Raw genomic sequence first — 19,332 nt, 5'->3', positions numbered from 1 at the left:
CCGCCCGGGACAGCGCATCCCGGCGTGGGTCGCGTCACGGTCCGCCGGTTTATGAGTTCTTCTCATTTCCGAATCGGAAATGTCATAGCTTGACCCCGTGAGCAGTCGTCCCCTTGCTTCCGCTGGCCGTCTCGTTCCTCTTCTCCGCGCCGGGCTGATCGCCGGCATCGTGGTCGCCGCCGCCCTGTATCCGCTGGTCGCCGTCACCGGCATCGGGGCCAAGGCCACCGCGCACGCGATCGAACAGAAGACGAGCATCCTCAAGACCGCGCTGCCGGCCGAGACCTCGTACGTCTACGCGCCGGACGGCAAGACGGTGCTGACGATGTTCTACGAGGAGTACCGGCAGTACACCAAGATCGAGAACATGTCGCCGAACATCCAGCAGGCGATCGTCGCCGCCGAGGACAACCGCTTCTACCAGCACCACGGCGTCGACCCGAAGGGCGTGGCGCGAGCTTTCGTCTCCAACGCCCGATCCGGCGGCGTCTCCCAGGGCGCCTCGACGATCACCATGCAGTACGTGCGGATGGCGCTGCGGGACAGCGCGACCACGCCCAAGGAGGTCCAGGAGGCGACCCAGCAGACCAGCTTGCGCAAGGTCAAGGAGATGCGCATGGCGCTGGACATCGAGAAGCACCTGACCAAGGAACAGATCCTGGAGCGCTACCTCAACTCGGCCTACTTCGGCCACCGCGCGTACGGGATCTACGCCGCCTCGCAGATCTTCTTCTCCAAGACCCCGGCCACACTCACCCCGGTCGAGGCGGCCACGCTGGCCGGGCTGGTGAAGTCGCCGTCGGAGTACGACCCGATCACCTCCGACCAGAAGGAGGCCACCGGCCGGCGCAACTACGTGCTGGACAACATGGCCCGCCTCGGTTACCTGTCGCCCGACGCCGCCGCGGCGGCCAAGGGCCAGCCGATCAAGCTGAAGCTGACCGACCCGCCGAACGACTGCGCCGCGATCGACGGCGGGCACCGTAGCTGGGGCTTCTACTGCGACTACCTGAAGAACTGGTGGAGCGCCCAGCCCGCGTTCGGCGAGAACCGGCTGGAACGGATGGACAAGCTGCGCCGCGGCGGCTACCGGATCGTGCTCGCGCTCGATCCGAAGACCCAGGCGGCGGCGGAGAAGAACGTGGGCGCCAAGGACAACACCGGCAGCCCGTTCGCGAACGGCATCGTGGTCGCCGAGCCCGGCACCGGGCGGATCAAGGCGATGGCGGTGAACCGGAACTACTCGCTGGACCTGGCCGAGAACCCGAACAGCTCGAACCCGGAGGCCGGACCGAAGGTCAAGGCGAACTACCCGAACACGGTGGCGCCGCTGCTCGGCGGCGGGACGCTCCCGGGCTACCAGGCCGGTTCGACGTTCAAGATGTTCCCGATGCTCGCCGCGCTCAACGCCGGGATGCCGCTGTCCACCGCGTACGACTCGCCGTACACGTACAAGTCGGCCGTCTACGACGGGTGGGCCCCGTCGAACGCCAGCGGCGCGATGACCGGGCGGCAGACCATGTGGTCCGGGTTCGGCAAGTCGGTGAACACGTACTTCGTCCAGCTGGAGGAGAAGATCGGCGCGGACGCCGGGGTGCGGCTGGCCGAGCAACTGGGGCTGCGCTGGCGTACCGACGTGGACAAGGAACAGGCGTCGCCGGGCAAGGCGAAGAAGTGGGGCGCGTTCACGCTCGGCGTCTCCGACGCCACCCCGCTGGAGATGGCGAACGCGTACGCCGCCATCGCCGCCGACGGGCGCTACTGCGAGGCCATCCCGGTCAACGCGATCATGAACCGGGACGGCACACCGGCCACGTACAGCACGCCGGGCGGGGTGCAGCGGGAGGTCGCCAAGCCGCGGTGCCGCCAGGTGGTGAACGCGGACGCGGCCCGGGCCGCCACGGACGCGGCGCGCTGCCCGACCGGCGACACCCCGGCGAAGGGGAGCTGCGGCGGCTGGTCGACGGCCGACAGCGTCCGCGGCACCGTGGGCCGGCCGGTCGCCGGCAAGACGGGTACGACGGACAGCACCCGGTCGGCGTGGTTCGTCGGCTACACGCCGGAGCTGGCGGCGGCGAGTTTCATCGCCGACCCGGACAATCCGTTCAACGCGGTGGGTGACGGGCAGTCGCAGATCCCGGTGAACGCGGTGGCGCAGACCCTGCGGGATTCCCTGAAGGGTCAGCCGACCCGCCAGTTCACCCCACCCTCGGACCAGATAGTCGGCTGACCCGCCCCGATCCGCCCGGGGGTGCGCCCGGGTAGTCGATCAAGGAGTTTGCGTCCGGATCGCCTGATCCGCCGACGCGAGCTCCTTGATCGACGTTTCCGTCACCTTGCGGTCAGGCGGGCGCCGGCACGGGCGCCAGCGCGGCGGCCACCAACCGGGCCGCGACGTCCGGGTGCGCGGCCCAGTGCGGCACGAGCTGCGAGGCGTGCACGGCCTGCCGGACGAAGCCCTCCGGGTTGCCGCCCTCCCAGCGCCAGGCCGGCCGCTCACCGGCGCGCGGCGTGAGCACTGCCGCGTGCTGCTTGTGCCCGGTCACCGTCGTACCGGCCGGGGCCACCACGCTGTCCGTGACCGCCGTGGCCGTGCGGTAGCCGACCACCAGGCCGTCCCGGACCGTGCCGACCGCGTCGAGCACGCCGCACATCGGCAGGCCGTCCAGCTCCCGGGCCAGCCAGAGCAGGCCGGCCCCCTCGGCGATCACCGGACGGCCCGAGCGGGCCAGCTCGGCCACCGCGATGCAGAGGCGGCGGTTGGCGGAGAGCTGCTCCGCGTACGTCTCGGGCAACCCGCCGCCGACGACGAGCGCCCGCGCCCCGGCGGGCAGCGCCTCGTCGCGCAGCGGATCGAGCGTGACCACCTCGGCGCCGGCGGCGCGCAGCAGCTCGGCGACCTCCGGGTGGCTGTAGGTGCCGGCCGGGCCGCCGGCCAGCGCGACCACCGGGCGCTCCGCCGACGCCGCCGGGGCGTCGGCCGGCTCCGGCGACCACGCCTGAACGGTGAGCGCCGGGGCGGACCGGGCCAGCACCAGCAGCCGATCGAGGTCGACGGTGGCGGCCACCGCCTCCCCGAGCCGGCGTACGCCACGTTCGGCGTCGGCGTCGCCGCGCACCACGGGACCGGTGCCGTACCGGCGGGCGGGCAGCACCGGCGGCAGCTCGTGCCGGCGCAGCGCCCCGTAGACCGGCACGCCGACGTCGTCGAGCGCCTCGCGCAGCAGCGCCTCGTGCCGGGGCGAGGCCACCCGGTTGAGGATCACGCCGCCCAGCCAGAGCTCGTCGTCGTACGCCCGGAAGCCGTGCACCAGCGCGGCCACCGACTGGCCCATCGCGGCCACGTCCACCACGAGCACCACCGGGCTGCGCAGCGCCGTGGCCACCGCCGCCGTGGATTCGCTCTCCGGCCGCCCGGCGACCGAGTCGTAGAGGCCCATCGTCCCCTGCACCAGGGCGAACCCGGTCCCGGCCGCGCCGTGCGCGAAGAGCGGGACGATCCGCTCCGGACCGACCAGCCTCGGATCGAGCGTGCGCCCGGGACGGCCGGCGGCGAGCCCGAGGTACGCCGCGTCCACCTGGTCCGGCCCGACCTTGAAGCCGGCCACCGGGAGATCCCGGTCGGCGAGGGCCGCCAGCAGGCCGAGAGAGACGGCGCCGGTGCCGTGACCCGAGGAGGGCGCACTCAGCACGACGCGCGGCACGTCGGTCATCATCGACTCCTGATGTGGGTGGTTTCCGCCCGCGTGACCATACCCGTCCGGCCCGGCCCGCGACGTCCGCGCGTACCGCCGTTTCTGCCCGGCGACGGCGAGTGGCATCGCTCATACGGGTAGCCTTGGCCAACGTGTACCGGTTCCTGCTGACCCCGCGCTGGCTCGGCTACCTCGCGCTGACGCTCGTCGCCGCGACGGTGATGGTGTTCCTGGGCAACTGGCAGCTGGACCGCTACCGGGGCCGGACGGCGATCAACGACCGGATCGACGCCGGGGCCACCATGACGCCCGCGCCGCTGCGCGACGCGCTGCCCGCGCCCACCGGCGGCGCGGGTGCCGTCGGTCCCGCTCCGGCCGAGGAGCTGACCTGGAGCCGGGTCACCGCCACCGGCCGGTACGACAGCGCGAACACCGTCCTGATCCGCGGCCGGACCGTCGACCGGACGGTCGGCTTCGAGGTGCTCACCCCGCTGGTGCTCGCCGACGGCAGCGCGGTGCTCGTCGACCGGGGCTGGATCCCGCCCGCCCCGGGGGCCGGCGCGACGGTCCAGCCGCAGGTGCCGGCGGCGCCGGGCGGCGAGGTGACAGTGACCGGCCGGGTGGTCGCCAGCGAGAGCGGCGGGGGCGGGGTCAGCCGGCGCGACGGGAAGCTGGAGGCCCGGCGCATCGACATCCCCCGCCTGGCCGAGCAGCTCCCCTATCCGGTGACCGGCGGCTACGTGCTGCTCGACGGGCAGACGCCGGCCGCCGACCCGGCCTTCCGGGCGGTGCAGATCGGGCACACGAACAACTGGCAGAACTTCGGCTACGTGTGGCAGTGGTGGATCTTCGCGGTGATGAGCCTGTTCGGCTACGGCTGGGTGGCGCGCCGCGAGGCCCGGCGCCTCGCCGGACTGGACAAGCCGGGCGAGCCGGTGGACCGGGCCGCCGAGCCGGCCGCCCCCACCTCCGCCTGAGCCGGACCGGTCAGCCGGTGATCCGGCCGGCGTGGATGGCGCGGACCGCGTCGATCGTGTCCGCCTCGGCGGCCGTCTTGTCGTGGCGGTAACGCAGCACACGGGCGAAGCGCAGGGCCATGCCACCCGGGTAACGGCTGCTGGTCTGCACCCCGTCGAAGGCGATCTCGACCACCTGCACCGGCCGGACCCGCACCTCCCAGTCGCCCTTCTCCACTGCGAGCGACAGGAACCGCTCGGTCTGCCAGCGCAGCATCTCGTCGGTGAGCCCCTTGAAGGTCTTGCCGAGCATGACGAACTCGCCGGTTCGCGGGTCACGGGCGCCGAGGTGCAGGTTCGACAGCCATCCCTCGCGCCGGCCGCTGCCCCACTCGACCGCGAGCACCACCAGGTCGAGCGTGTGCCGCGGCTTGACCTTGACCCAGGCCGAGCCGCGCCGGCCGGCGTCGTAGGGCGCGGCCGGGTCCTTCACGACCACGCCTTCCTGCCCGGCGTCGACAGCCGCGGCGAACGCCGTGGCCGCCTGCTCCGCGTCGTCCACCTCGATCCGGTCGACGAGCAGCGAGGCGTCGACCGCGCGGGCCAGGGCCGCCCACCGCTCCCGCCCGGGCGCGTCGATCAGGTCGGCGCCGTCGAGGTGCAGCAGGTCGAAGAAGTACGGCGTGAGCACCGGCTCGCCGGTGCGCTCGGCGGCGGCCAGCACAGCGGGCGCGACCTGCGTCGGCCCGGTGGTGCTGGGCGTGGTGCGCCGGGCCGCCCGGCTGGACGTCTCCTGGAACGGCAGCGGCCGGCCGGCCGCGTCCAGCCCGATCGCCTCACCGTCGAGCACCAGCTCGCGGGCGGGCAGCGCGCGTACGGCCGCCACCACCTGGGGCAGCCGGCCGGTGATCTCGTCCAGGCTGCGGGTGAACACGGCGATGTCCGAGCCGGAACGGTGCACCTGGATGCGGATGCCGTCGAGCTTCACGTCGACCATCGCCGGCACGCCGGTGGCGGTGAGCGCCTCGTCGACGGAAGGCGCGCTCTGCGCCAGCATCGGCGCGAGCGGGCGGCCCACCTGGAGGCCGAACCCGGCCAGCGCCGGGGCGCCGCCGGTGAGCGCCGCGACCGCCACCGCGCGCAGGTCACCGGCGAGCAGCAGGGCACGCCGGACGGCCGCGACCGGTACGTCGGCGGCGCGGGCGACCGCGTCGGTCAGCAGCCCGGCCTGCGCGCCCTGCCGCAGCTCGCCCCGGAACAGGCCGGTCAGCAGGCGCTGCTCGTCGGCGGTCGCGGCGGCGAAGAGACGGCCGACGAGATCACGCCGCCGGGCCTGCGAACCGGAGCCGGCGACCCGGGAGATCTCCTCGATCGCCGCGTCGACGGCGGCGACGGTGAGCGTCGGCTCGGCGGCCGGCGGCGGCAGGTCACGCAGGCCAGCCCAGCCGACACCGGTCTGACGCTGGCGCAGCTCACCGGCGAGATAGCCGGCGCCGGCCGGGATCTCGCCCGGCTCCAGCCCGCGCAGCGCAGCGGCCAGCAGCTCCACCTTGGCTCGTCTGCCGCTGGTGGCGCCGACCGCGGCCGAGGTGGCCGCCAGCTCCGCGAAACGCACGCCCATATCCTGCCAGTCACCTGCGACACCGGGGCCGATCCGGCGACCCGGCACACCACACGGGTGGCCGGGTCACCGGCAACCGGTCAGGCCGAGACCGGTTCCTCGATCCGCAGGCCGCGCCCGCGCACGCCCTCGGCGACCCGGGTGAGCAGCGCGTCGAGCGTGACCAGCGCGGCGGAGAGCTCGCCGATCTGTTCGTTGAGCGTGTCCTCGGACCACGCGGAGACGTCGACGTCCCCCAGAGCACGGACGGCGGCCTGAAGCCGCTCCATCTCGTCGTTCGTACGCATGTTCGAAAGGCTATAACACCCCGCCCGCCGACACACCACAAACTCCGACATCGGCCCCGAAGTTACGGTTTCGACACCTCAGCCGCGGTTTCCGGCCTCCGCCACCCGGGCCAGCAGCAGCGCCTCGGCCAGGCACACCCGCGCGAACTCGCCCAGGTGCAGGCTCTCGTTCGGCCCGTGGGCCCGCGCGTGCGGGTCCTCCACCCCGGTCACCAGGATCGCGGCCTGCGGGAACATCTCCTGGAACGTGGCGATGAACGGGATCGACCCGCCCACCCCGATGTCCACCGGGTCGGTGCCGTCCCAGGCCGCCCGGAACGCCGACCGGGCCGCGTCGAACATCGGCCCGGAGGCGTCGATGACGCAGGGCGCGCCGTCGTGCTCGAACGTCACCGACACCTGCGCGCCCCACGGCGCGTGCCGCTCCAGGTGCGCGGTCAGCGCCGCGTACGCCTTCTTCGGGTCGTCGCCCGGCGCGAGCCGTACGCTCAGCTTCGCCTTCGCGGACGGCACCAGCGCGTTCGGCGCCTCGCCGGTGGCCGGCGCGTCCACACCGAGGATCGCCAGCGCCGGCTTGGTCCAGAGCCGGTCGGTGATCCGGCCGGTGCCGAACAGTTCCGCGCCGTCGACCAGGCCGGCCTCGGCGCGGAACCGGTCCTCCGGGTAGTCGACGCTGGCGCCCTCGCGGCCGACCAGTCCGTCCACCGCGACGTCACCGGCCTCGTCGTGCAGCGTGCCGAGCAGCTTCACCAGCGCGGTGAGCGCGTCCGGCACCGCGCCGCCGAACATGCCGCTGTGCACCGCGTGGTCGAGCGTGCGCACCTCCACGAAGCAGTTGACGATGCCGCGCAGCGAGGTGGTCAGCGCGGGCACGCCGACGTCCCAGTTGGTGGAGTCGGCGATCACGATGACGTCGGAGGCCAGATCGTCACGGTGCTCGGCGAGCAGCCGCTCCAGCGAGTCCGAGCCGTACTCCTCCTCGCCCTCGATGAACAGCACCACGCCGACCGGGAGCCGGTCGCCGAACGCGCGCAGCGCGGCGACGTGCGCCATGATGCCGGCCTTGTCGTCGGCGGCGCCCCGGCCGTAGAGGCGGCCGTCACGCTCCACCGGCTCGAACGGGTCCGACTCCCACAGCGACAGGTCGCCGACCGGCTGCACGTCGTGGTGCGCGTACATGAGCACGGTGGGCGCGCCGGGCGGGGCCGCCTTCGTGCCGATCACCGCGGGCTGGCCGCCGGACCGGACGATCCGCGTTTCGAGGCCGCAGCCGCGCAGCAGCTCCGCCACCGCCTCGGCGGAACGCTCCACGTGCGAGTGGTCGAAGCCCTCGAAGGCGATGCCCGGGATGCGGACGAGTCGCTCGAGGTCGGCACGGACGCCGGGCAGTTCCCGCTCGACGGCGGCCCGCACCTCGGACTCGGAGAGGATCGGAGTGGTCATGACCGGAATCGTATGCTGGCCTTACCCCGCCACGTCGGCCGAGCCTGATCGCCGGCCGCCACCCGGACGTAGTAGCGGTCCGCGTCGTGCGGCAGGTCCGGGGCACCGTCGACGACCAGGTCCACCGCCGCCGCGGTGCCGTCGGCGGTGAAGTGCGCCCGCTCCCCCGCGTGCCAGCGGCGCAACTCCGGCAGGATCTGCTCACCGTCGCGGGCGAGCGCCCGGCGCAACCGCAGCTCGGCCGGCGCGGTGACGAGCACCGACAGCGTCAGCTCGGGGCGTACCGCGGCGCGGGCGGCGCTCACCCCCTCGACGATCAGCGCCGGACCGGCCGGCACCGGCACCACCCGGTCCAGGAACCGGCGTCGCACCCAGCTGTAGCGGCGGTAGCCGCCCGCCCGGCCGGCCCGCACCGGGCCGAGCACCTGCTCCTCCAGCCGGGTCCAGAACGTGAGCTGGTCGTCCCAGCCGTCGAGCAGGTCGTCGGTGTGCACCAACGGCGGGCGCACGCCGCCCGCCCGCTCCGCGAGCGCGTCCGCGAGGCGCGTCGCGAACACGCTCTTGCCCGCGCCGCTGGGCCCGTCGACGGCCACCAGCCGGGTACGCCCCAACCGCGCCGGACCGGCCAGCACGCGGCGGGCCAACCCGGCGTACGCCTCGATCACGGCGACGTTCACCCGACCGACGCTAACGTTCCCCCGTCCGCTGGAACCTGCGACCCGGGCGGACCGTTTCGGCGAGCGGTGACGTGGGCGGCTGGGCATCATCGGGGGGTGCTCCATGACGTGATGTGTCCGGGCGTCGACGCCCTCCTGGAACAGGCCCGCGCCGGTCTCCGCCGGCTCACTCCGCACGAGACCGTCGAGGCGGTCCGAGGCGGCGCGCTGCTGATCGACACGCGTACCGAGGCGCAGCGCCGCGAGGAGGGTGAGCTGCCCGGCGCGATCGTCATCGACCGCACCGTGCTGGAGTGGCGGCTCGACCCGGCCAGCGCCTGGCGCATCCCCGAGGCCACCGGGTACGACCGCGAGATCGTCGTGGTGTGCCGGGAGGGGTACAGCTCCAGCCTGGCCGCCGCCAGCCTCCAGACGCTAGGGCTGCGGCAGGCCACCGACATGATCGGCGGGGTGCAGGGCTGGCGGGAGGCCGGGCTGCCGATGTCCGACCGCCCCGCCGACGTGCGCTACTGAACCGCGCGGTCGACGGCGGGCCGCCGGACGTCGCGCTGTGCCGGCGGCGCGCCGGGTGGCACGAACGGCAGTCCCGGCGGTGGACCGGACTCGATCAGCCGCCACAGCGCGTCCGTGTCGAGGTGTTCCTCCACCAGGTCGCCCAGCAGGTCCAGCGTCCGCTCCCGGGCCGCCGCGAAGGACGTGTCCGGCGCGACCTTGAAGCCGGTGCGCCCGGCCGCCGCCGCGACCTCGGTCAGGAAGCGGCGGCGGAACTCGTCGGAGGAGAACGTGCCGTGCCAGTGGGTGCCGTACACGTTGCCGAGGCGTGCGCCCTCGCCGGTGCCGTCGGTGTGACGGAGCAGCGGTGCGAGTCCCGGGTCGGCCGTCGACACCCGGCCGTGGTGGATCTCGTAGCCGCTCACCGGCACGTCTCCCGCGGCGCTGCCCTCGGCCCGGCGCACCGTCTTGACCGGCTCGAAAGTGATCTCGACGGGCAGCAGCCCGAGGCCGGGCACGGTGCCCGCGCGGCTCTCCACCGGATCGTGGATCGCCCGGCCGAGCATTTGGAAGCCGCCGCAGATGCCGAGCAGCGGCCGGCCGGCGGCGGCGTGCGCCAGTACCGCGTCGGCCAGGCCGGTCTCCCGCAGCCAGGCCAGGTCGGCGACAGTCGACTTGGTGCCGGGGAGCACCACGAGGTCGGCGGCGGCCAGTTCGGCCGGTTCGACGGTGAGGCGTACCCGCACACCCGGCTCGGTGGCGAGGGCCTCGACGTCGGTGGCGTTGCTGATCCGGGGTAGCCGCACCACTGCCACGTCGAGCCAGTCGGTGCCCCGGGGCGCGGGCGGCCGGCCGAGCACCCGCCCGTACGCGAGCGAGTCCTCCGCGTCCAGCCACAGGTCCAGCGCCCAGGGCACCACCCCGTACGTGGGACGGCCGGTGACCCGGCGCAGCATGTCCAGCCCCGGCTGGAGCAGCCCCCGGTCGCCCCGGAACTTGTTCACGACGAACCCGGCGACCAGCGCCTGATCGGCCGCGTCGAGCAGGGCGACGGTGCCGAACATCGAGGCGAACACGCCGCCCCGGTCGATGTCGCCGACCACGATCGTCGGCAGCCCGGCCGCACGCGCCAGCCCCATGTTGACGTAGTCGCCGTCGCGCAGGTTGATCTCGGCGGGGCTGCCCGCGCCCTCGCAGATCACCACGTCGTACTCCTCGCGCAGCTCGGTCAGCGCCGCGTACGCGGTGGTGGCGAGCCGGGACCGCACCTCGTGGTAGTTGCCGGCGGTGACCGTGTCGACCGCCTCGCCGAGCAGCACCACCTGGCTGGCGTGGTCGCTGCCCGGCTTGAGCAGCACCGGGTTGAACCGCAGGTCGGCGTCGAGCCCGCAGGCGGCGGCCTGCATCGCCTGGGCCCGGCCCAGCTCCCCGCCGCGACCGTCCGGGCCGACCACGACAGCGGAGTTGTTCGACATGTTCTGCGCCTTGAACGGCGCGACCCGGACGCCCCGGCGGCGCAGCCAGCGGCAGATACCGGCGGTGAGCACGCTCTTGCCGGCGTCGGAGGTGGTGCCGGCGACCAGCAGCCCGCCGCTCACCGCCCGTTCTCCCGGCGGGCTGCCCGCATCAGGACACCCAGCGCGGCCCGTCCGGCGGCACCGGCCACGCGCCCGACGGTCACCGGGTAGAGCGCGGCCAGGCCGAGCGCGGCCACGCCGACCGCGCCGGAGATCCGGGCGGCCCGCTTCAGGTGCCGCGCCTCGGGGCGGGGCCCGTCACCGAGGAACGGCCGGGTCTCCGCGCGGCCGAAGTAGACGTTGCGCCCGCCGAGCCGGACACCGAGCGCGCCCGCCATGGCCGCCTCGCACTGACCGGCGTTCGGGCTCGGGTGGTCGGCCCGGTCCCGCCGCCACACCCGCCAGGCGACGGCGCGGTCGCCGTGCGCCGCCGGCGCGACCGCCACCGTGAGCAGCCCGGTCAGCCGGGACGGCACCAGGTTCAGCACGTCGTCCAGCCGGGCCGCCGGGGTGCCGAAGCGGGCGTACCGGGGCGAGCGGTGGCCGACCATCGCGTCGAGCGTGTTTGCCGCCCGGTAGCCGAGCAGACCGGGCAGGCCCGCGACCGCACCCCAGACCAGCGGGGCGACCACGGCGTCCGAGGTGTTCTCGGCGACCGACTCGACCGTGGCGCGGGCGAGTTCGGACTCGTCGAGGGCGGACGGGTCCCGCCCGCAGAGGTTGCCGAGGCGGGCCCGGGCGGCGGGCAGGTCGGCCCGGCCCAGCGCCCGTGCCATCACCCGGGACTCGTGCCGCAGCGTTCGCCCACCCAGCACCGTCCAGGTGCCGGCGGCGACCAGCGCGGCCCGGGCCACCGGATGACGTCGGGTGGCCAGCGCGGCGGCGGCGCCGAGCAGGACCGGCGCGCCGACGGCGAGCGCCGTGAACGCGGCGCCGGCCGACCGGTCGGGACGGTAGAGCCGCTGTTCCAGGGCGCCGGCCGCCCGGCCGAAGCCGGCCACCGGATGCCACCGGCGGGGGTCACCGAGCAGCGCGTCGAGCGCGTAGCCCGCCACCAGTCCGGTCGCGTTCGCCATGGCGGTCGCCTGCCGCACCCGTCACCACCTCCGGCCGGCCAGCCTAGTCGTACGCGGGGTGGAGACGCCGATGTCACCACCCCGCGCCCCCGTCGGACGACTGTCAGGCGGGCACCGGGGTCCGTCGCCTGCTCCGGCGCCCCGACGCGGTCCCGCCCGGGCTCGCGCCGCCCGGCTCGCCCTCACCCGGCCCGGAACCACCCGGTCCGCCGACCTCCGGCGGTGCGGCCTCGCCCAGTTCGTCGTCCTCGGCCGTGGCCGGCCCGTCGTCGGCCACGTCGCCCAGTTCGTCCTCCTCCCCCGCCGGGCCACCCGAACCGGGGTCGAAGCCGGTGGCCTGCCGCGCACCGGGCCGGGCGTCGACGGACCGGGCGTCGACGGACCGGGCGTCGAACGGGTCGGGCTCACCCACCCGCTCCACGGTGCCGACGGGCCCGACCCGGCCGCCGCCGTACTCCGAGGGCGGGAAGTCGTCGTCGAAGGGCCGGTCGTCGAAGGTGGCCGGGGCCTGCCCGTCGGGCACCGGCTCGGTCGTCTCGCCGTGCACCCGCTGCTCGGCCTCCGCGTCCTCGACCGTGCTGGTGGCCGCGCGGGGCTGGTTGCGCAGGAACCGGGCCCGGCCGCGGGACAGGTCGTGCCCGACCGCGACCGCCTCCAGTTCGTAGAGCGTGCGGTGGGTGCCGGACTCGTCGGTCCAGTCCCGGGTGTAGAGACGGCCGGCGACGATGACCGGGTCACCGACCGCTACCGAGGCGGCCACCCCCTCGGCGAGGCGGCGCCAGCAGTTGACGCGTACCCGAAGGCTGTTGCCGTCGACCCAGCGGCCGCTGTCGCGGTCGAGCCGGCGGGCGGTCGAGGCGACCTTGAAGTTGGCCACCAGCGTTCCGCTCTGGGTGGTCCGGCGCCACTCCGGCGCGGTCAGCACATTGCCGACGATCGTGACGTACGTATCGAACATCGCCCCTCCCAGGGATCGACTTGTCCCGGGAAGCGTCGGCCCGCCGCCTCGCCCGGGCCACCCGCCCGGCCCGTACCTGTGGATGACGGACCGCCCTGTGGACAACCCCCTGATCAAGGTCCCGATCTGCTAGGTCAACCGGCCCTACGCGCCTGACCTGCGGCGACGCATGATCGAGTGGAGCCGGCAAGCAGGCGTTCCGGAATCACGCCGGTTGGGTAAGTACTTGATCAACCGAGAGAAAGGGAGCTCCGATGCTTCTCCGAGACGTCCGCGAGGCAGCGCGATGAGCGCCGTGGCGAACCCCGCGACCGTGGCCGAGTGCCTGCGGGTCGGCGCCGGGTTCTCCCAGGGCGACCGCAACTGGATCGCCGAGCAGTTCGCGACCCTGGACACCCGGCTCGCCGGCTTCCACGCCGACGCCACCGAGCTGGAGGTGTCCGTCAAGGATCGTGAGGCCCGGGGCCAGAAGGTGACCCTGGAGTGCTGGATCGCCGGCCGGCAGAAGATCGTCACCACCTCGACCGAGGAGGATCTGCACGCCGCGCTCAACGACGTCCGGGACGACCTGCGCCGCAAGCTCAACGACGCGAAGACCCGGCAGGAGCCGCGCAACAACAAGCACCTGCGCGCCGTCGACCAGCCCGAGGGCGTCCCGCTGCAGGACGCCGCACGCGAGGACGCCGAAACCGTCTGAATCCCGGCACGGCCCGCCCGCTCGGTGCCGGCGGGCGGGCCGTCCCCGCGCCGAGGCGTTGTTAAGAAGGGGCCCTTCCTCTACCGGATGCGTTAACAAGGGCCCCTTCCTTACAGCCCAGCACCCCTACCGCCGAGTAGCGCGGCGGCGTACCGTCGCGGTCGTGGAACCGGACGTGCTGGGCGCCCCCTACGAGCGGCGGACGATCGACCTGGGCACCGACGACGAGGGGCCGGTCGTCGCGACCCTGGTGCGGCGGCGGGCCGACCGCCCGACCGGTCGCGCCGTGCTCTACGTGCACGGGTTCGTCGACTACTTCTTCCAGACCCACGTAGCCGACTTCTTCGCCGAGCGTGGCTGGGACTTCTACGCGCTCGACCTGCGCAAGTACGGCCGCAGCCTGCTGGCGCACCAGACTCCGAACTTCTGCCGCGACCTGAGCGACTACTTCCCCGAGCTGGACGCCGCCGCGGAGATCATCCGGGCCGAGGAGGGCCACGACACCCTGCTCGCGATGGGCCACTCGACCGGCGGCCTGATCATCTCGCTGTGGGCGCACGACCGCCGCGACGCCGGCCTGGTTGACGGCATCGTGCTCAACAGCCCCTTCTTCGACATCAACGCGCCCTGGATGGTCCGTCGACCCCTCGCGGCCGCCGTCTCCCGCCTGGGCCGCAGGGCGCCGCAGCGTGTCCTGCCGTTCGGCCTGGGCACGGTGTACGGCGAGAGCCTGCACGCCGACCACCGGGGCGAGTGGCGGTACGACCTGGCCTGGAAGCCGCTCGCCGGGTTCCCGGTGCGGGCCGGCTGGATCAACGCGATCCGCACCGGTCAGCGTCGCCTGCGGGCCGGGCTGGACATCCCGGTGCCGGTGCTGCTCGCCTGTTCCACGCGGAGTTTCCGGGGCACGAAGTGGCACGACAGCGCCACCGGCGCCGACGCGGTGCTCGACGTCGAGCACATGGTGCGCTGGGCGCCCCGCCTCGGCCGCCACGTCACGCTGGCCCGCTTCGACGGCGGGCTGCACGACCTCACGCTGTCCAGTCCCGGCGTACGCGAGAAGGTCTTCGCGGAGGTCGGACGGTGGGCGGAGGGGTTCCTCCGCGCCGGACCGACCGAGCCGGAGCCCACGACGCCGCCGTCACCTCGGCGGCCGGCCGACGCGACTGCCGAGGGCTGAGCCGGGACCCGCCTCGCCGCTTCAGTCGGTGACGACCGCCGCGAGCGCGGCGCGGATCCGGTCGAACGTCGCGATCGGATGTCCGCCTGCCTGCGGCGGCAGCACCACGCCCAGGCAGCGCAGCGCCGGTCCGCCGTCCGGTCCGGCCTCGACCGCGAACACCGGCGCGCCCACGTAGCCGGCGGGCAGTTCCGTGGTGACCCGCACCTCGCCGCCGTCCCGGGCGACCCGCTCGACCACCGCCTCCAACGGCCGCGACCCGTCCTCACCCGCGCCCAGGGCCAGCACGAACGCCGAGACGGGCGCCGCGCCGATCCGGGCGACCGAGTCGGCCGGCGCGGCCACCGCCTCGGTGACCTGCTGGGTACGCCAGCGCCAGCCCCGGTCGTCGGCCCAGCCGTGCAGACCGCCGGTCGGCATCGCGGCGAGCCCCAGTTCCGGCAGGTGCAGCCAGTGGTCGGCGAAACCGGGCAGGTCGATCGGCTCGTCCGCCCCCTCGGCCGGCTCGGTGACGCTCGGCCGCAACCCGATCTCCCCGTACGCCCGCTCGGTGAGCGTGTCGGCGGTGAGCAGCCACTCGTGCGCGACCTCCCCGTCGTCTGTGGCGCCGACCAGTTCGCTGTAGAAGAAGGCGGTGCCGAGGACGCCGGGCGGTGTGCCCGGGCCGTCCGAGCCGGTGAGGGGCAGGATGGCCCGTCCGAGGAGCTGACACAGCTCGAAGACGATCTCGTTCTCGGTTTCCTGGTCGAGCAGCATCCGACGAGGGTACGGATCGCGTCCCGCCCGGCCCACGCGGGACCCGCCGGAACTGTGGTGCCGTTCCGGGCCCCGGCATGGGACGCTGAGGGGCGGAACGGACGCGCCGACCCGTACCCCCGGGCGGACGGGGAGCGGCGGTACCCTCTTGGCGCGACGACCGTCGGCGCGCGCCCGTAGCTCAGCGGATAGAGCAGGGGACTTCTAATCCCAAGGCCGCAGGTTCGAATCCTGCCGGGCGCACAGGTACTTTGCCTTCCTGAACGGCTCGCGTGGGGCTATTCGTGGTGCGAGCGCGCTACGGTGGCCCCGTGGCAGCCTCGAACGGACGCACCAAGCGCCAGCGCGGCGAGATCGAAACCCTCCCCAGCGGGTCACTGCGCGTGAAGGTCTATGCCGGCGTCGACCCGATCAGCGGGAAGCGGCACTACCTCACCGAGGTCATCCCCGCCAGCCGCACCGCCGCCAAGGAAGCCGAGAAGGCGCGTACCCGGTTGCTGGCCCAAGTGGACGAGCGGCGTAACCCGCGCACCCGTGCCACGCTCGACCAACTCCTAGACCGGTGGCTTGAGGTGGCCGATATCGAGGCCACCACCCGCATGGGCTACGTCAACAAACTCAACAAGCACGTACGGCCGGTGCTCGGCAAGCTGCCGGTCGGCCGGCTCGACGCCGAGACGTTGGAGTCGTTCTACGCGAGCCTGCGCCGCTGCCGCGGCTGGTGCGGCGGCAAGGCGTACGTGAAGCACCGCGTGGAGGGCGAGCACACCTGCACCGCGAAGTGCCGGCCGCACGTCTGCAAGCCGCTCAGCGCTTCATCAGTGCGGCAAATCCACTGGATCCTCAGTGGTGCTCTCAGCCGTGCCGTCCGGTGGCGTTGGATCGCCGTCAACCCGGCCAGCCAAGCCGAGCCACCCGCGCCGCCGCACCCCGACCCGCAGCCACCAAGCCCCGCCGACGCGGCCCGCATCATCAGCGAGGCGTGGCGCGATCCAGACTGGGGCGCGCTGGTCTGGCTTGCCATGACGACCGGCGCCCGCCGTGGCGAGCTGGCCGCGCTGCGCTGGCACCATCTCGATCTGGACGCCGGTGTGCTGACGCTGCGGCGCAGCGCCTACCTGGACGAGCATGGCCAGCTACAGGAGAAGGACACCAAGACACACCAGCAGCGGCGGGTAGCGCTCGACCCGGAGACGATCGAAGTGCTGCGCGAGCTGCACGGGCGATACGTCGGCCGCCTAACGCAGCTCGACGCGAACGCCGATCCTGCCGACTACGTCTTCTCCCCCGAACCGGACAACAGCCGTGGTTACCGGCCCGACACCATCACCCAGAGGTACGGCCGGCTCGCCCGTCGGCTGGGTATCGACAGCCACATCCACGCGCTGCGCCACTACTCAGCTACCGAGCTGATTAACGCGGGTGTCGACGTGCGGACGGTTGCTGGACGCCTTGGTCACGGCGGCGGCGGCACGACGACGCTCAGGGTGTACGCCGCCTGGCTGTCGGAGTCTGACCAGCGGGCCGCCGGAACGCTGGCCGCTCGAATACCGCCGCGCCCCGTCGCACCGGCACACCGCATCGTCGCCAACAGCCCGTACCAGGTGATCGCAGCAGAGCTACGCAAGCAGATCGCCACTGGTCGGCTGCAACCCCACGACCGTCTCCCCTCAGTTGCCGAGATGGCCGCGATGCATAACGTCTCGGTCGGCACCGCTCACCGCGCAGTTGCCCTGCTGGCCGCAGAGGGCTTGGTTAGCGTTATCCGAGGCACCCGTGCAACCGTCACAGGAGCAGCTGGATAGAGGCCAGGGCGACTCTCACCCGGGACGCCGTGGTGAATCCGCACGCTTCGAGCAGTGTTCGTCCAGCCGACCTCAGCCCTCGGTCGCTCGACAGCACTTGAAGAAACCCGCTCACATCTGGTGCAACCAGTGAGGCCCAAGTGACGATACTCTGTGGTTCCGGACTTGCTTTACGAAGGGTAGCTGCTCAGTGAAGCACCAGACAGGCTTCCGCCGCTCGCCGAACACCCAGTCGGCGAGTTGGTTTCTCGACCTCAATTCGGCGCGCCGCCTTGATCTAGACCCGCCATACCAGCGGCGCAGCGTCTGGAATATTGAGTACAAGCAGTTTTTTATCGACTCACTTATTCGAAACTACCCCGCACCCACCATCTTTTTGCAGGTGGACGTCTCAGCGGATGCACCTACCCTGTATCGAGTGATTGACGGAAAGCAGCGCCTGACTGCGCTCTTCGAATTCGTGGAGGACAAGTTCCAAGCACCCGACACCTTATCGGATCTGGGACTCGACAGCCTATACTTCTCGGAACTTCCGGATGATACAAAGATCGCACTACTGGAGTATGTATTCGCCGTGGAGAACATCTCCAAGGCATCTCCGACGGAACTCAATGAAGCATTTGACCGACTTAATCGGAATGTAGCTAGGCTGAATAAGCAAGAGCTTCGCCACGCCCGATACGGAGGAGAGTTCCTCCGAAAGGTAGAAGGGCTCGCAGAACATCCTTTCTGGGCGCAAATCGGAATCGCAACCCCGGCACGCATCCGCCGAATGCTCGATGTCGAGTACGTTTCCGAGCTATACGTCGTTTCAATGAAGGGCAGTCAAGACGGCAAGGACTACCTTGACTACCACTATGCGGCGAACGACTCGGAGATTGCAGACGAGAAGCGAGCAGACGAGAACTTCGTAGCAACGCAGGATATACTCCGCGAAATCGATGATCAATTCCCACTTAAGGCTACTCGGTTTAGCAATCTTGCAGACTTCTATTCACTGTGGGTCGCGGTCAGCGACCTGGTCAGGTCCGGCAGCACCGTGAACGTAGGTCTGGCTAAACAAGGTCTTGAGGATTTCGCCTACGAGATCGACGGCCAGACTACTGACCGAGCGCGCCATTACCTCCTAGCCGCCGTTCAAGGGTCGAACAAGAAGTCGAATAGAGACATCCGGGCCAACATACTTCGGACCATCCTCCTAGGCGAGTAGCGCGATGCTTTTACCCGGCTCCTTCAAGACCGCCTACGAGGCCATCATTCCGGACCTTGAACAGGGCGTCGAATATGTGCGTTCGCGGCTGCATGCCGAACTGGCAGAGTTTAGGCCAGTGGTCATTCAGGTTCGCCGAAAAGAAGCTGAATCACTCTACGCAAAACTGCAGAAAGGTGAAGCAGCGAGCATCTTCGACGTGGAAGACCTTATTGCCGCTCGCGGGGTATTCCTGCACACGGCGGAAGCTCAAAATGCCATGACAACAGCAGAGAGGGTCTTCCCACCGATCGAGGCGAAGAACGTCGAAGCCGGCAAGCCTACAGACTTCAGATACCAGCAGCCGCACTTGATATGCCGCCTACCAAACGACTATCTGGCAAGGCACCCTAACCTTACTCAACTGAAGATTGAAGTGCAGTTCACCACGTACGTGCAGCACGCTCTGCAGGAGTCCACGCACGACGTGATCTATAAAGGCCAGCGCTTTTCCTGGCGAGAACACCGCTTGGATGGCCGACTGCGCGGTCTTCTCGAAATTGTAGACGACGTGCTTGCCAATGTGAGCTCAGTCGCGAACATTGGGGACGAACCCAACTACGAGCTATTCGATGCGCGTAACAGGATTATTGAGGCCGCAAGGGAGAGCTTCGCCGACTCCTCATTGCCGGATGACATGAGGCGCTTCGCCATCACAGTGGAGGGCATTCTCCAAGCAGCAGAGATTAGCCCCGCCGAACTCGTCGAGTTCATGAACCGTCATGCTGACATCGCGCAGGCGTTTTCCCTCACGCCCGTCGACAAGGTGCTCGGCATCGCTCTGCGTGAGCGTCGCGAGAAGCTGCTTTCTAGGTCAAAGCGACGCCTGTTTCTGGTGACTCCCGAATTGGAGACCGTTGTACCTGAGGCAAAGACCATTCCCGCAGGCCAGCGTGTCAAGGTCTAGCCCCTGAACCAGAGGG

General features: G+C 71.7%; 17 protein-coding genes and 1 tRNA gene. 9 read left to right on the top strand and 9 right to left on the bottom strand.

All coding sequences use genetic code 11. The features are described 5' to 3' along the window. The first annotated feature begins 97 nt into the window (after window positions 1-97). Window positions 98-2,230, top strand: coding sequence for a transglycosylase domain-containing protein (locus HA073_RS20180; RefSeq protein ID WP_064448656.1), 2,133 nt, complete (start codon window positions 98-100; stop codon window positions 2,228-2,230). A 112-nt stretch (window positions 2,231-2,342) separates the two neighbouring features. On the opposite strand, the gene HA073_RS20175 is transcribed toward HA073_RS20180, so the two are convergent. Continuing rightward, entirely contained in the window at window positions 2,343-3,713 is a 1,371-nt protein-coding gene (locus tag HA073_RS20175) for a cobyrinate a,c-diamide synthase (RefSeq protein ID WP_166457052.1), read from the bottom strand. A gap of 134 nt (window positions 3,714-3,847) precedes the next feature. On the opposite strand from HA073_RS20175, the gene HA073_RS20170 reads away from it, so the two are divergent. Then, window positions 3,848-4,672, top strand: coding sequence for an SURF1 family protein (locus HA073_RS20170; RefSeq protein WP_043330989.1), 825 nt, complete (start codon window positions 3,848-3,850; stop codon window positions 4,670-4,672). 10 nt (window positions 4,673-4,682) lie between these two features. Here HA073_RS20170 and HA073_RS20165 read toward each other — a convergent pair whose 3' ends face one another. The 4 genes from HA073_RS20165 to HA073_RS20150 form a co-directional block, all read right to left on the bottom strand. Next, entirely contained in the window at window positions 4,683-6,266 is a 1,584-nt protein-coding gene (locus HA073_RS20165; protein WP_104112989.1) for an ATP-dependent DNA ligase, read from the bottom strand. An 86-nt stretch (window positions 6,267-6,352) separates the two neighbouring features. Continuing rightward, window positions 6,353-6,559 carry a hypothetical protein gene (locus tag HA073_RS20160; RefSeq protein ID WP_030273275.1) on the bottom strand — a complete coding sequence of 69 codons (207 nt, stop codon included), beginning with the start codon at window positions 6,557-6,559 and terminating at the stop codon, window positions 6,353-6,355. A 78-nt stretch (window positions 6,560-6,637) separates the two neighbouring features. Beyond that, complete coding sequence (locus tag HA073_RS20155; RefSeq protein WP_166457051.1) at window positions 6,638-8,002, bottom strand: dipeptidase; 1,365 nt, start codon at window positions 8,000-8,002, stop codon at window positions 6,638-6,640. Continuing rightward, window positions 7,999-8,679 carry a hypothetical protein gene (locus HA073_RS20150; protein WP_309228045.1) on the bottom strand — a complete coding sequence of 227 codons (681 nt, stop codon included), beginning with the start codon at window positions 8,677-8,679 and terminating at the stop codon, window positions 7,999-8,001. The genes HA073_RS20155 and HA073_RS20150 overlap by 4 nt, the downstream gene beginning before the upstream one ends. 111 nt (window positions 8,680-8,790) lie before the next feature. Here HA073_RS20150 and HA073_RS20145 point away from each other — a divergent pair, with 111 nt between their 5' ends. Continuing rightward, window positions 8,791-9,192 (top strand): rhodanese-like domain-containing protein, encoded by a 402-nt coding sequence (locus tag HA073_RS20145; RefSeq protein ID WP_013288093.1) that lies wholly within the window; start codon window positions 8,791-8,793, stop codon window positions 9,190-9,192. Here HA073_RS20145 and HA073_RS20140 read toward each other — a convergent pair. The 3 genes from HA073_RS20140 to ssb all read right to left on the bottom strand — a co-directional run bounded on the left by HA073_RS20140 (window position 9,186) and on the right by ssb (window position 12,722). Then, the gene (locus tag HA073_RS20140) at window positions 9,186-10,769 is read right to left on the bottom strand and encodes a cobyric acid synthase (RefSeq protein WP_166457050.1); all 1,584 of its coding nucleotides are present in this window, start codon (window positions 10,767-10,769) and stop codon (window positions 9,186-9,188) included. The two genes, HA073_RS20145 and HA073_RS20140, sit on opposite strands and share 7 nt — an antisense overlap. Then, complete coding sequence (locus HA073_RS20135) at window positions 10,766-11,782, bottom strand: cobalamin biosynthesis protein (protein WP_375336240.1); 1,017 nt, start codon at window positions 11,780-11,782, stop codon at window positions 10,766-10,768. The genes HA073_RS20140 and HA073_RS20135 overlap by 4 nt, the downstream gene beginning before the upstream one ends. Window positions 11,783-11,867: 85 nt before the next feature. Further along, on the bottom strand, window positions 11,868-12,722 hold the full coding sequence (gene ssb, locus HA073_RS20130; protein WP_166457049.1) for a single-stranded DNA-binding protein: 855 nt from the start codon (window positions 12,720-12,722) through the stop codon (window positions 11,868-11,870). A gap of 286 nt (window positions 12,723-13,008) precedes the next feature. Between ssb and HA073_RS20125 the strand changes: the two genes are divergently transcribed. Next, a complete protein-coding gene (locus HA073_RS20125; protein WP_043328869.1) occupies window positions 13,009-13,419 on the top strand; it encodes an HPF/RaiA family ribosome-associated protein in 411 nt (136 codons plus the stop codon). Window positions 13,420-13,582: 163 nt separating this feature from the next. Then, window positions 13,583-14,599, top strand: a complete 1,017-nt coding sequence (locus HA073_RS20120) for an alpha/beta hydrolase (RefSeq protein ID WP_043328867.1) — start codon at window positions 13,583-13,585, stop codon at window positions 14,597-14,599. 21 nt (window positions 14,600-14,620) lie between these two features. Here HA073_RS20120 and HA073_RS20115 read toward each other — a convergent pair whose 3' ends face one another. Continuing rightward, window positions 14,621-15,355: a hypothetical protein gene (locus tag HA073_RS20115; RefSeq protein WP_043328864.1), complete on the bottom strand. Its 735-nt coding sequence runs from the start codon at window positions 15,353-15,355 to the stop codon at window positions 14,621-14,623. A 170-nt stretch (window positions 15,356-15,525) separates the two neighbouring features. Here HA073_RS20115 and HA073_RS20110 point away from each other — a divergent pair. The 4 genes from HA073_RS20110 (at window position 15,526) to HA073_RS20095 (ending at window position 19,316) form a co-directional block, all read left to right on the top strand. After that, a tRNA-Arg gene (locus HA073_RS20110) sits at window positions 15,526-15,598 on the top strand. A 68-nt stretch (window positions 15,599-15,666) separates the two neighbouring features. Further along, window positions 15,667-17,160: a tyrosine-type recombinase/integrase gene (locus HA073_RS20105; RefSeq protein ID WP_223201334.1), complete on the top strand. Its 1,494-nt coding sequence runs from the start codon at window positions 15,667-15,669 to the stop codon at window positions 17,158-17,160. Window positions 17,161-17,350: 190 nt separating this feature from the next. Continuing rightward, a complete protein-coding gene (locus HA073_RS20100) occupies window positions 17,351-18,370 on the top strand; it encodes a DUF262 domain-containing protein (protein ID WP_166457048.1) in 1,020 nt (339 codons plus the stop codon). Between the two features lie 4 nt (window positions 18,371-18,374). Continuing rightward, window positions 18,375-19,316, top strand: coding sequence for a hypothetical protein (locus HA073_RS20095; protein ID WP_084789614.1), 942 nt, complete (start codon window positions 18,375-18,377; stop codon window positions 19,314-19,316). The last annotated feature ends 16 nt before the right edge of the window (window positions 19,317-19,332 follow it).

The sequence above is a fragment of the Micromonospora sp. CMU55-4 genome, from assembly GCF_011602315.1.
Classification (GTDB): Bacteria; Actinomycetota; Actinomycetes; order Mycobacteriales; family Micromonosporaceae; genus Micromonospora; species Micromonospora chalcea.
This window is presented reverse-complemented; position numbering and strand designations above follow the sequence as displayed.

Bases quoted from the DNA above. Each gene is read 5' to 3' on its own strand.
- HA073_RS20145 (WP_013288093.1), top strand. From the start codon at position 8,791: ATGTGTCCGGGCGTCGACGCCCTCCTGGAACAGGCCCGCGCCGGTCTC.
- HA073_RS20125 (WP_043328869.1), top strand. From the start codon at position 13,009: ATGAGCGCCGTGGCGAACCCCGCGACCGTGGCCGAGTGCCTGCGGGTC.
- HA073_RS20155 (WP_166457051.1), bottom strand. From the start codon at position 8,002: ATGACCACTCCGATCCTCTCCGAGTCCGAGGTGCGGGCCGCCGTCGAG.
- HA073_RS20160 (WP_030273275.1), bottom strand. From the start codon at position 6,559: ATGCGTACGAACGACGAGATGGAGCGGCTTCAGGCCGCCGTCCGTGCT.
- HA073_RS20175 (WP_166457052.1), bottom strand. From the start codon at position 3,713: ATGACCGACGTGCCGCGCGTCGTGCTGAGTGCGCCCTCCTCGGGTCAC.
- HA073_RS20115 (WP_043328864.1), bottom strand. From the start codon at position 15,355: ATGCTGCTCGACCAGGAAACCGAGAACGAGATCGTCTTCGAGCTGTGT.
- ssb (WP_166457049.1), bottom strand. From the start codon at position 12,722: ATGTTCGATACGTACGTCACGATCGTCGGCAATGTGCTGACCGCGCCG.
- HA073_RS20095 (WP_084789614.1), top strand. From the start codon at position 18,375: ATGCTTTTACCCGGCTCCTTCAAGACCGCCTACGAGGCCATCATTCCG.